General features: G+C 29.2%; 9 protein-coding genes. 5 read left to right on the top strand and 4 right to left on the bottom strand.

Annotation, left to right across the window (positions count from 1 at the left end):
* Positions 1 to 6: 6 nt before the first annotated feature.
* Together ruvA and CXF68_RS03060 are read right to left on the bottom strand one after the other, a co-directional pair.
* A complete protein-coding gene (ruvA, locus tag CXF68_RS03055; protein WP_101042894.1) occupies positions 7 to 588 on the bottom strand; it encodes a Holliday junction branch migration protein RuvA in 582 nt (193 codons plus the stop codon).
* Between the two features lie 53 nt (positions 589 to 641).
* Positions 642 to 2,918 carry an NADP-dependent malic enzyme gene (locus tag CXF68_RS03060; RefSeq protein ID WP_101042896.1) on the bottom strand — a complete coding sequence of 759 codons (2,277 nt, stop codon included), beginning with the start codon at positions 2,916 to 2,918 and terminating at the stop codon, positions 642 to 644.
* Positions 2,919 to 3,055: 137 nt separating this feature from the next.
* On the opposite strand from CXF68_RS03060, the gene CXF68_RS03065 reads away from it, so the two are divergent.
* From CXF68_RS03065 to moaD, 5 genes are all read left to right on the top strand, one after another.
* Positions 3,056 to 3,661 (top strand): PAS domain-containing protein, encoded by a 606-nt coding sequence (locus tag CXF68_RS03065; protein ID WP_101042898.1) that lies wholly within the window; start codon positions 3,056 to 3,058, stop codon positions 3,659 to 3,661.
* 552 nt (positions 3,662 to 4,213) lie between these two features.
* Positions 4,214 to 4,837, top strand: a complete 624-nt coding sequence (locus tag CXF68_RS03070; RefSeq protein WP_101042900.1) for a PAS domain-containing protein — start codon at positions 4,214 to 4,216, stop codon at positions 4,835 to 4,837.
* Between the two features lie 333 nt (positions 4,838 to 5,170).
* A complete protein-coding gene (locus CXF68_RS03075; RefSeq protein WP_101042902.1) occupies positions 5,171 to 7,765 on the top strand; it encodes an AsmA-like C-terminal region-containing protein in 2,595 nt (864 codons plus the stop codon).
* Positions 7,766 to 7,896: 131 nt separating this feature from the next.
* Positions 7,897 to 10,362, top strand: coding sequence for a DUF5686 and carboxypeptidase regulatory-like domain-containing protein (locus CXF68_RS03080; protein WP_101042904.1), 2,466 nt, complete (start codon positions 7,897 to 7,899; stop codon positions 10,360 to 10,362).
* A 9-nt stretch (positions 10,363 to 10,371) separates the two neighbouring features.
* Positions 10,372 to 10,614 carry a molybdopterin converting factor subunit 1 gene (gene moaD / locus CXF68_RS03085; protein WP_101042905.1) on the top strand — a complete coding sequence of 81 codons (243 nt, stop codon included), beginning with the start codon at positions 10,372 to 10,374 and terminating at the stop codon, positions 10,612 to 10,614.
* 109 nt (positions 10,615 to 10,723) lie between these two features.
* Here moaD and CXF68_RS03090 read toward each other — a convergent pair whose 3' ends face one another.
* Together CXF68_RS03090 and CXF68_RS03095 are read right to left on the bottom strand one after the other, a co-directional pair.
* Positions 10,724 to 10,996 (bottom strand): DUF3817 domain-containing protein, encoded by a 273-nt coding sequence (locus CXF68_RS03090; protein ID WP_101042906.1) that lies wholly within the window; start codon positions 10,994 to 10,996, stop codon positions 10,724 to 10,726.
* A 12-nt stretch (positions 10,997 to 11,008) separates the two neighbouring features.
* Complete coding sequence (locus CXF68_RS03095) at positions 11,009 to 13,471, bottom strand: TonB-dependent receptor domain-containing protein (protein WP_101042907.1); 2,463 nt, start codon at positions 13,469 to 13,471, stop codon at positions 11,009 to 11,011.
* Positions 13,472 to 13,474 lie beyond the last annotated feature (3 nt).

Below are 13,474 nucleotides of genomic sequence, written 5' to 3' on the forward strand. Positions count from 1 at the left end.
ACTTTTTTATAAATTTTTTAACGCCTGTTTTATTAGCTGTTCGACACTAGCTTTAGGTGTTTCTTTTAAAATATTTCCTACAACCTTATCTACTTGTTTTCGCGCAAAGCCTAGAACCTCTAATGCAGATAACGCTTCTTCTTTATTTGTATTGTTTTGTGTCACAGAAACTTCATCTAAATCAAAGATTTTTAAAACCTTATCTTTCAAATCAACAATAACACGTTGTGCTGTTTTTGCTCCGATTCCTTTAACAGATTGTATTTCTTTAACATTTTCTGAAGCAATAGCTTGCTGTACTTCTTCTGATGTCATTGATGATAACATTGTTCTTGCAATACTTGGACCTACACCAGAAACGGAAGTAAGTAATCTAAATATTTCTCTTTCAACTTTACTAGAAAAGCCAAATAAAGTATGCGCATCTTCACGAATAGATAAATGCGTATAAACCAATACATTTTCATTGTCTGGTAATGCCGAATATGTATTTAATGAAATATGTAATAAGTACCCTACTCCATTACAATCAATTACTGCATATGTAGGATTTTTCTCTACAAGTTTTCCTTTAAGCTGTGTTATCATTCAATTGATTTTCAAGTTGACTAAAGTAAACAATTTATTATCTATTAAAAATCTTATTTTTTTCTTAACTTATTTTGAGCATCTACAACCGCTACAGCGGCCATATTAACCATTTCATCTACACTTGCACCTAATTGTAAAATATGAACTGGCTTGCTCATCCCCAACAAGATAGGCCCTATAGATTCTACTCCATCAACTTGTTTCATTAACTTATAAGTTATGTTTGCTGATTCTAAATTTGGAAAGATCAAGATATTTGCTCTTTTACCATTTAGTTTAGAAAAAGGGAATTCTTTTGCTAATAACTCTGGGTTTAAAGCAAAATCTGCTTGTAACTCACCATCAACAATTACATTTGGGTGATAACGATGTATATAAGATACTGCTTCTCTTATTTTCACTGAACTTTCGGCTTTTGATGAACCAAAATTTGAAAAACCTAACATTGCAATATGTGGTTTCATACCAAACATTTTTGCAAGTGATGATGTTAATTGACTAATCTTTGCTAAATCTTTAGCTGTAGGATTTATATTAATAGTAGTATCAGCCAAAAACATAGGCCCTTGCTTAGTAAGCATCATATTTGTTGCTGCCACTCTAGTAACTCCTTTGTCTTTCTCAATTAATTCTAACATTGGTTTTACTACAGAAGGGTATGATCTAGAATACCCCGTAATTAAAGCATCAGCCTCACCAGTATTTACCATCATTGCTGCAAAGTAATTACGCTCACGCATCCATTTTTGAGCTTCTAAAAAAGAAATACCTTTACGTTGTCTTGTTTTCCAAAAAGTTTCTGCGTATCTGTTTCTCCTATCTGTTTCTTCATCAGTTTTAGGATCGATGATAACAACCTCTGCATCAAAACCTAATTCTTCTTTTAACTCTAGAATAACATCTTTCCTTCCTAATAAAATTGGAATTCCAATTTTTTCATCATGAACACGTTGTGCTGCTTTTAACACATCTAAATGATCTGCTTCAGCAAAAACTACACGTTTTGGATCTTTCTTTGCTCTATTATGTAACAAACGTATTTCCTTACTTCCTGTTCCTGATCGATCCATTAATTCTTCACGATATTTATCCCAATCAGTAATTGGTTCTTTCGCTATACCAGAATCCATTGCTGCTTTCGCAATCGCTGGAGGAATTTCATATATTAATCTTGGATCAAATGGTTTCGGTATAATATACTCTCTACCGAATGAAAGACTTACCTCATCGTATACTATATTTACTTGCTCTGGAACCGATTTTTTTGCTAAATCGGCTAAAGCATGTACAGCAGCCATTTTCATTTCTTCATTAATCTTTGTTGCTCTAACATCTAAAGCACCTCTAAAAATAAATGGAAATCCAAGTACATTATTTACTTGATTAGGATGATCTGATCTACCTGTTGCCATGATAATATCATCACGAGTATCAACTGCTAATTGATATTCTATCTCAGGGTCTGGATTAGCCATTGCAAAAACAATAGGATCTTTAGACATAGATAATAACATCTCTGGTGTTACTACATTCCCTTTAGATAAACCTATAAAAACATCTGCATTATGCATTGCTTCTTCTAGAGTATTTACATCTTTATCGGTTGCAAATTCGGCTTTTTGTGACGTTAAATTACCTCTATCTTTTCTAATAACGCCTTTGCTATCACACATCACTACATTCTCTCTCTTAACGCCTAGCTTTAAATACAAACGCGTACAAGAAATTGCAGCAGCTCCTGCTCCATTCACTACAATATTAACAGTAGAAATATCTTTTTCAATGATCTCAATGGCGTTTTTTAAAGCAGCCGCAGAAATTATAGCAGTACCATGCTGATCGTCATGCATTACTGGAATATCTAACTCCTCTTTTAATCTTCTTTCTATTTCAAAAGCTTCTGGTGCTTTAATATCTTCTAAATTAATACCTCCAAAAGTTGGTGCAATTGCTTTAACTGTTTCTACAAACTTATCTACATCAGTAGCATCTACTTCAATATCGAAAACATCAATATCTGCAAAGATTTTAAACAACAACCCCTTCCCTTCCATAACAGGTTTAGAGGCCTCTGGCCCAATATCTCCTAAACCTAAAACAGCCGTTCCGTTAGAAATAACTGCGACTAAATTTCCTTTTGCAGTATATTTATAAACATTATTTTTATCTTTTGCTATCTCTAAACAAGGTGCTGCTACTCCAGGAGAGTAAGCTAACGACAAATCGTGCTGTGTTGTATATTTTTTAGTAGGTACTACTGCTATTTTTCCTGGTTTCGGTTTTGCATGATATAGTAAAGCTTCACGCCTTTTTCTAGAATCACTCATAGGTTCGTTGTTGTTTGTTTGAACTCACAAATATACGTTTTTGTTATTTAGTTAAAAGTCTAAAACATGACTAAAGTCATGTTTGCTTTTTTTATTTTCTTATACTTTTGTATTTATTATAACCAAAAAACAAAACTATGACCCCCCAAAACAAACAAGTAGTTAACGAAGAGTCTAAATGGGACAAAACCCAAACAATTGTTAGTAAAACAGACACTTACGGAACCATACTCTACGCAAACAACACCTTTGTAGAAGCTTGCGAATACAACGCCATTGATTTAATCGGTGAACCACACAATATTATTAGGCACCCAGATATGCCTAAAGTTGCTTTTAAATCTTTGTGGGATTCTTTAAAAAAAGGAGAAAACTATCATGCTATTGTAAAAAACTTAACTAAAACAGGTAAATACTATTGGGTTATTACAGATTTTACAATTGATAAAAATAAAGATGGGAAAATCACAGGGTATACTGCTCGTAGAAAATCTGTCCCAAAAAGCGTAATTGATAAAATTGAGCCTTTATATAAAACACTTCTAGAAATTGAAAAATTAAAAGGGGAAAAGGTAAGTGAACTATATTTTGAAGGTTATCTAAAAGAAGAAGTAGGTAAAAACTATAATGATTTTGTTGTTGATTTATTTAAAGAAGAATCTTTAAAAAATGAACAAAAACCTGAAGAAGAAAGTAAAATTAAAAAAGGACTAAACTGGTTTTTCTTTGGTGACTTTCTATAACCCATAAAAAACACGCTATAAATTAAAAATTATTCTTTAACAAACCAAAGGTTTAGTTCTTCACTTTTATTATTACTTAAATAAAACAGTAATAATATATGAATAGCTTACCCTTTGCTAGATTTATTAATGAAGAAATAAAATTCAAACCATCATTAGTAAAACGCATATAAAGAAAAAGTTTTAAAAACAGCAAAACTACATGCAGTTGTTAAAGTCTTTTACCTAAGAGTTTGTATTACTAAATAGTAGCTTATTTCACTATTCACAAAAATGAAAGTGAAAACAGGGCTAAATACAGCAAGTGTAAAAGGCAATACAAAATAGTATAATCTAAAAAAATATTACATTTCATCTCATTAAAAAGGAAAGTAAGTTTATTCTATTTTAATACCTATTTTGAAAAAAGAGCATCAAAATTTAAAGAAATATTAAATTATTTGTTTAATCATATAAATATGATGCTCTTATAACCAGTAATCCTTTATTAATTAGAGATTACTTATTTTATTTTATTATTTTTGTTTAGACTAAATACAAATTATTATAATTATGAATACCCTCAGGCCAACCAAAGTTATTGATGAAGAAATTAACTGGGACAAAACCCAAATAATCATAAGTAAAACCGATGCTAATGGAACTATATTATACATGAATGATGCTTTCGAAAAAGTCTCTGAGTATAATAAAATTGAATTGATTGGTGAAGCTCACAACATCATTAGGCATCCCGATATGCCAAAAATAATTTTTAAAACTTTATGGCAAAATTTAAAAAAAGGAAATAATTTTCATGCGATAGTCAAAAACCTTACTCGTAGTGGTAGGTATTATTGGGTTATTACCGATTTCACCATCGACAAAGATGAAAAAGGTAAAACTATCGGGTTTACCGGTCGGAGAAAAGCAGTACCAGATAGTGTTATTAAAAAAATAGCACCACTATACAAAACACTTTTAGATATTGAAAACATAAAAGGAGAAACAGCAAGTGAATTATATTTCGGTGCATATTTAAAAGAGGAAATAGGTAAAAATTACGATGATTTTGTTGTTGATTTATTTACAGAAGAATCTATAAAAAGCGAAAAAGAAGAACAAATAAAATCGCACAATGAAAAAGGGAAAATCAAAAAAAGCTTGAATTGGTTTTTCTTTGGTGATTTTTTATAAAAAAATAAAAAGGAGGCTATTAATAGTCTCCTTTTTATTTTTAATAAATTATTTTTATCCAAACTGGTATTACACATAAAAAATTCACTCCTCACAAATAGCTCATTAGTTGAATGAGACTGCAAATTCAAACACATACCTTAAACATCAATGCCATTGTTAATTAGTAAATAACAAGTTAACTTTAAAGTATTTACTTAAAAAAAATCTTCTTTTTATTCTTAAGAAAACTTTTTAAGAGATAAAAACCATCAAATAGTATAATTTATAATTTACTTAACAAATAATTTCTGAACTTTGCACTTTAATAAAGTAAACTTTAATCCCTTATCTATGAAGAAAATATATAAAATAATATTAACCATATTTATTACATTATTGGTTCTACTAATTTTAACTCCATTTTTATTTCAAGATAAACTTATTACACTTGTAAAGAAAACAGTTAATAATAACATTACTGCTCAATTAGATTTTACAGACGCAAATCTTAGCTTACTAAGAGATTTCCCAAATGCTTCATTACAACTTTCTAATGTTTCTATTATTAATGGTAAACCTTTTAAAGGTGATACATTATTATATACTAAAGAAATTAACTTAGAATTAAGGCTTACCGAATTATTTAAAAACTCAACCGAGCAGCTAAATATTCAATCTTTTTCAATTGACAATGCTGATCTTACTATTTTAGTAAATGAAGTTGGAATTGCCAATTACGACATAGCTAAACCCTCTGATATAAAAACTGAGAATATAAATGACACCCCGTCTAACTTTGGCCTTTCCATAAATTCTTATGAGATAAATAATGCTCGTATAAAATATTATGATAAAAAAGCAAAAATAAATCTCCTATTATCTGAATTTAATCATAGTGGTAGCGGAGATTTTTCTCAATCAAACTCTGAGTTAAACACAAAAACTTCTACGTTGGTTTCTCTAGAAATGGATAGTACTTCGTATGCAAGAAATCAAAAAATAGAATTAGATGCTATTTTAGGAATGGATTTGGTAAATAAAAAGTTTTCTTTTTTAAAAAACGAAGCAAAACTTAATAAGTTACCTCTAATATTTAATGGATACGTTAAAATTAATGACACTAATCAAGATATAGATATTAGCTTTAAAACTCCTTCATCAGATTTTAAAAACTTTTTAGGTTTAATACCTGAAACATATACCAAGAGTATAAAAAATGTAAAAACTTCTGGTGATTTTAGCGTTTCAGGAACTATTAAAGGGTTAGTTACCAATAACACTATTCCACTTTTAGATATCAGACTTAAATCAACTAACGCCTCTTTTAAATATCCTGATTTACCAAAAAGTGTTCGTGCTATTAATATTGATGCACAATTAAAAAACACTTCTGGATATGTTAATCAAACTTTCGTAAACATTAATGGATTATCTTTTAAGATTGATGAAGATGTTTTTTCTGGAAACGGAAGCGTTTACAATATAACAACCAATCCTAGCATTAACGCAAAGATAAACGGAACCTTAAATTTAGCTAATATAAACAAAGCATATCCTGTTGATTTAGAGAATGAGTTACAAGGAATTTTAAAAGCTAATTTACATACTAAATTTGATATTAAAGCCATACAGAACAATACCATAAGTCGCATTAAAAACAAAGGTAATATTGAAGTAAATGATTTTATTTTTTCTTCTAAAGATATTGTTAATCCTATTAATATAAAACACACTAAAGTAGATTTCACTCCAACAACGGTTACATTAACAAAATTTGATGCAAATACAGGAAAAAGTGATTTAAATGCTAGCGGTAAAATTCAAAATTTACTAGGTTTTTTACTTTCTAACAAAAAACTACAAGGAAACTTTAAAGTAAATTCGAATAATTTTTATGTAAGTGATTTTATGCAAGAGAATATTGTTTCTGAAAAAGATAACAATGAAACAATTAAAACAGAAAAACCTACCGAGTCATTAAAAATTCCCGCTTTTTTAGACTGTAAGGTTTTAGCTGATGTAAAAACTGTTTATTACGACAACTTAACTTTAAAAAATGTAAAAGGTGTTTTATATTTAAAAGATGAAAAAGCTATATTAAAAAATGTAAATGCAAATATGTTTAAAGGAGAAATCTCTTTAAATGGTGAAGTAAACACGCAACAAAAAACACCATCTTTTAATATGGATTTGGGTATAAAATCATTTGACATTTCTCAATCTTTTAATGGCTTAGACTTACTAAAATCAATAAGTCCAATTGCAGCAGCAATGAATGGAAAATTAAATTCTAACATTAATTTATCTGGTTATTTAAATAAAGATTTCACACCTAATTTAACTTCACTTTCAGGTAAAGCATTGGCGGAGCTTTTAAGTACTAAAATAAATCCAAAAAACACGAAAGCTTTAAGTTTATTAGACGACAAGCTATCGTTTATTAATCTAAGTGAATTAGACTTATCTGACATTAAAACACATCTTTCTTTTGACAAAGGGCAAGTAGCTGTAAAACCTTTTAATTTTAAATATAAAGACATCGGTATTAACATTGGCGGAAATCATAGTTTTGATCAAAACATGAATTACAACGTAACCTTAGATGTACCTGCTAAATACTTAGGTAATGAAGCTAAGGGTTTACTTTCTAAACTAAGTTCTAAAGACCAAGATATTACAGTGCCAATCACGGCAAATATTACAGGAAACATGAAAAACCCTTCAGTAAAAACTGATTTATCTTCGTCTGTTTCAAAACTAAGTCAAAAATTAATTCAACAACAAAAAAACAACCTTATTAATAACACGCTAGGAAGTTTGTTAGGTAATAAAAAGAAAGACACAACCAAAACCTCGGCAAATAAAACTGACAAAACAGTAAAAAAAGTAACAGATGTTTTAGGTGGTCTATTTGGTAAAAAGAAGAATAAAAAAGGAGGCAATTAAATTCACAGGCAACGTATTAGTCTTTTTTATAGTCTTATAATTTAAGCTTTCATTATAATATATTTAACAACTTATAAACAAACACATTAAGCTTGTTCATTTATGTTTGTCCTTGAAAAATAAAACTAATTATGAAAAAAAAAATTACGCTGCTATTTTTAATATTTAATGCTATTTCTTTTTCCCAAATTAAAGGAAAAGTAAATAACATTGCTAACAAGCCCTTATCTTTTGTTAGTGTTTATTTAGAAGGATCTATTACTGGTACCACAACAAATAATAACGGAGATTATGAATTAGTTGTTAAAAAAAAGGGGGAGCATACGTTAGTATATCAAATATTAGGCTATAAAACCGTAAAGAAAACTGTTGATATTAATTCTTTTCCTTTCGTATTAAACATTAACCTTTACGAAGAAGAGGTTGCTTTAGATGAAGTTCTAATTTCATCCAAAGAAAACCCAGCAAACAAAATTATTAGAAATGTAATTGCTAATAAAGGCAAGAATACAGATAGATTTGCTCGATATAAAGCTGATTTTTATTCTCGTGGATTATATAAAGTTAAGGATTTCCCTAAGAAATTCTTAGGGAAAGAAATTAATGATATGGGTGGTGGTTTAGACTCTACAAGAAGTGGAATTGTATATCTTTCTGAAACCATCTCTAAAATTTCATTTCAAAAAAAACCAAAGAACTTTAAAGAACATATTGTTGCTTCAAAAGTTTCTGGTCGTGATAACGGAATCAGTTTTAATCAAGCTGATAAAGTAAATTTCAATTTTTACGAAAATTCTTTTAAACTTGCTGATGCACAGATGATTTCTCCTATTTCTAATGGCGCATTTAGTTATTACAAATACAAACTAGCAGGAACTTTTTATGATAAAAACGGAAGGTTAATTAGTAAAATAAAATTACTTCCTAAAAGAAAAAACGATCGTGTTTTTAATGGGTTTATCTATATCGTTGAAGATGATTGGGCAATTTACGGCACCGATGTTGTTGTAACAGGAGCACAAGTAAGTATGCCAATGGTAGATTCTTTACATATTAAACAAAATTATAATTATTCACCTTTAAATAAAGCATGGGTTCCTGTTACTCAAACTATCGATTTTAAAGCAGGTATGTTTGGTTTTAATTTTAATGGTCGTTTTTCTGCGTCTTATTCAAATTACAATTTCACACCAAACTTTACTGATAAATATTTTGGAAGTGAAATATTATCTTTTGCAGAAAACGCTACTGAAAAAGATAGTTTATACTGGAATAAAATTCGTTCTGTTTCTTTAACTTCTGAAGAAGCTTCTGATTATAAATTAAAAGATAGTATTAAAACAATAAGAAAATCTAAAAAATATTTAGATTCTATCGACACAAAACAAAATAAGTTTAAACTTTTAGACGTTCTTTCTGGGTATTCTTATAATGACACTTATAATAAATGGGGTGTTAGTTTTTCTTCTCCCGTTATTGGTTTAAACTTCAATACTGTACAGGGTTGGAACTCTTCTATAGGATTAAATTATTACAAATTATTAAATAAAAAAGGAAAGCGTTTTAGTTTTGGTACAAAATTTAATTATGGTCTTTCTGATAAAAAATTAAGGTCAACAGGGTCTTTCTCTTATAAATGGAACAATACCACAAAACCAATTTTAAATATTTCTGGAGGTATTACCACTTCTCAATTTAACGCAAAACAACCTATTTCTAGATTTTGGAACACTATAAGTTCTGTTTTATTTGAAAGAAATTACATGAAAATTTATGAGAAAACATTTGCTAAAATTGATTTTTCAAAAGAGGTAACAAACGGTGTTCGTATGTTCTCTGGATTAGAATATGCTTACAGAAAACCATTATTTAATACAACAGATTATGTAATGTTTCCTAAAAACGATATTAATTATACTTCAAACAATCCTAAAGAGCCTACCAATTTCACTTCTTCATTTACAGCACACAAAATGTGGTCGCTTACTATGGGTGCAAATATTAATTTCGGACAAAAATATATATCATATCCTAATCGAAAATTTAATGTAACGACCAACAAATACCCATCTTTATTTGTTGGTTATAAAAAGAACTTCGGTTCAAGTAATTCGCAATGGAATTCAGATGTTATATTTTCACAATTAACTCAAAAGGTATCCTTAAATAATTGGGGAGAATTTAAATACAAAGCCAAAGGAGGACTGTTTTTAGAGAAGAAAGACATTCCGTTCATAGATCATGCTCATTTTAATGGGAATCGCTTACTAATAGCTCCTAAAGACAATTACTTAAACAATTTCTACATGTTACCCTATTATCAATTAAGTACTAATGATAAGTATGGTGAATTACACGGAGAATACAACTTTAAAGGAGCACTATTAAGCAAAATACCATTACTTAATAAACTAAACTTTCATTTAATTACCAGTGCTAAAGGTTTATTTACAGCAGATAGCAAACCATATTCTGAATTTGCGGTTGGTTTAGATAATATTGGCTTTGGAAAATGGCGTTTTTTACGTGTTGATTTTGCTCGTTCTAATTTTAATGGAAAAAATGAAAACCGCGTACTATTTGGAATTAAATTGTAATTTTGATTTATGAATATAAACGTATTACTTTTTGGTATTGCTACAGATTTGATTGGAAGTTCTTCTTTAGAGATTGCGCTTCCTATTAATTGTACTGTTACTTCTTTTAAAGAACTACTTAAAGAACAACATCCAAAATTAGAAAAAATGAGCGCATATGCTATCGCTATTAATGAAAGCTATGCTACTGATGAAACTGTTATTCAAAATAATGATGTAATTGCTATTATTCCGCCTGTTAGTGGTGGATAGTATTTTAATTTACTTAATAACGAAGCATAGAATAATCTCTAAGACAGAACTTTCAAATAATATTTACTGTAAATAAAAGATTACTCTACGTTTTTTTGTTGGGATGATATTATTCTTTTAAATACTTTCCAACAAAGAAAGTTCCGAAAGGAAGAATAGATAACAAGCAAACAATCCCGAAGGTTTTACCACCCCAATTCAATTCAAACTTTAACATAATTGCAATAATTATATAGGCTACAAATAACAATCCGTGAGGCATTCCTAACATTTTTACATATTCTGGATTACCTTGTAAATACTTAATAGGTGTTGCTATAAAAAGTAATAACAAATAAGAAACTCCTTCTAATAAACTTACTATTTTAAATATATTAATCATATCTGTTTTTTTCTAAAAATTAGTTACCAATGATACTGAAATATTACGTCCTGGAGCAGAAACACCAGAGGCAAATTCTTTATAATGCTTATCAAATAAATTAGCAAACTGTGTGTGTATTGAAACATTAGAGTTTACAGTATATTTAGCAAACAAACCAACAGTTATCCAACTTGGTGTACCAAAATACTTATCAACGTCTTCTGTTGCATTCTCGTTTACAATTGGAGTTTGAGTATGATTATCTATACCTTCGTCTAAATTATAATCTGTAATATTTTTTTTAGCATTAAATACTAAATTAGCTCCGCCCTCAAATTTTTTGTTAGAATAATTTAACTCAAAACGTCCAAATAAAGGAGGAATAGAAGACATTGGTAAATTTGTATCGTGTGCTTTTCCTTTTGTATAGGTTAAAAAACCTGAAGTACTCCAGTTTTTTAATAATTTACCTTGGTAGTTTATTGTTACTCCAGTAATATATGCTGTCCCTTTGTTTACATTAGCAACAATATCACCCTCTTCACCATCATACATGACAGTATTATCTCCGCTTAACTGAAAAGCTTCACGATAAATATAATTATTTAACAGCGTGTAATATACATTGGCACCTATTCTAAATTTCCGATTGTTAAAATACTTTTGCACTCCTATTTCTGCATTATATGCATGTTCTGGTTTTAAAGTAATATTTGGTACAGTTACCTTACCATTTTTCTCTCTTACTTTACCAACATCATCAATATTTGGTGATCGAAACCCTGATGATAACACTGCATTTAGTTGCAAATTCTTAACTGGTTTGTACACATAACCAATAGTTGCTGTTACAGCAATATTGTTTAAATTTATATCGTTACTAGGTAACTCTATAAAAGTTTCATCAATCCATTTAGCTTCTAATTGCGTATTAGTTAATCGAATTCCTGTATTTAAGGTTGAATTAGAAGATATATCTTGTCTATAATCTAAATACATTGCAGAACTAAAATAGCTACTTCCTCCATCAGGATATCGAGATTGAACTGTGAAATCATCATCAAATCCAACAACTTCATTATTTTTCACTCTTAATGTTTTACCATAAGAATTTGATTTCACATCATTATAAGCAACTTCAAAACCGTATCCTAAATTACGCTTTCTAGCTAAGGGTACTGTAAAATCACCATTTATACTATATACATCAACTGTTTCCTCTCTATGAGACCTTTCTAAACTTCCAAATTTTCTTTGAATACGGCTTTCTGAAACATTTTGATATGCCACTGTAAAAACCCCTTCCTTTAACCACTTTTTATTTGGGTTTATTTCTAGTTGAGATGAAATTAAAAATCGATTTTGTGGACCATAATACCATTCAGCAAACTTTAAATTTCCTGACTTCAATTCCATTAACTTATCAAAACGAGGCACATCAGATGATGTTGAGTATTGAATATTAAGTTTTAAATCTGTTCTTTTTGATAATGGAATAAATAATTTTTGAAGAACATCTGTTTGACTAAACCCAGTATTTCTTTGTAAATCAACGTCATTATTTACTAATGGGGTTTCACTATAATTTCCATTTAAATTATCCGAATAAGAAAATACTTTACCCCAATCTTTAAAACCGTGAGATCGATTTTCTCCCATTTTTAAATCTCCAAAATTACTATGAGATACACTTGTAAACGATGCCCATTTTTTAAATTGAAGCTCAGCAGAAACAGTATTGGTTATTTCATTGTTTACAGAACTGTAACGTAAAAAACTACTTCCTTTAATTTTATTCTTATCTGATAACTTTGGTGTTTTTGTATAATAATGAATCACTCCTCCAAGAGCATCAGAACCATAAATAACAGATGACGGTCCAAAAATAACCTCTGTTCTTTCTAATAAATTGGGACTAACTGTTATTGAACTTTGTAAATGGCCTTTTCTATAAATTGCATTATTCATTCTAACACCATCAACCACTAATAAAACACGGTTACTTTCCATACCTCTAAGTACAGGACTCCCTCCTCCAAACTGTGATTTTTGCACTTTTATTCCAGGAATACTTGCTAATAAATCAGCAGAGGTTTGTGGTGATATTTTTTGAATATCTCTTAATGAAACTACAGCTATTTGTTCTGCAATTCTATTTGTTTTCTCTTTATTTTTAAAAACAGAAACAACAACCTCATCTAATTGTTCAGAATGTTTAGATAAGAAAATTTTATAGTTATTTTGCTTTAAGTTTATTTTTTTTTCTTGAAATTCAGCGTAAGCAACATGTGAAAAAACAAGAATTTCGTGACTCTTAAAATTTGAAGCACTTACTAGTCCATCAATATTACTTATTGCTGATACTGTTTTATTTTTATTATACACAGCAACCCCTTCAATTGACTTGCCTGTTTCAGCATCAATTATGGTAAGATTTTGTGAAAAAACAGTAGTAATTATCAGTAAAAAAAATGCAGTTACAATTTGCTTCATATA

This window comes from Tenacibaculum sp. Bg11-29, assembly GCF_002836595.1.
In the GTDB taxonomy this organism is placed as follows: Bacteria; Bacteroidota; Bacteroidia; order Flavobacteriales; family Flavobacteriaceae; genus Polaribacter.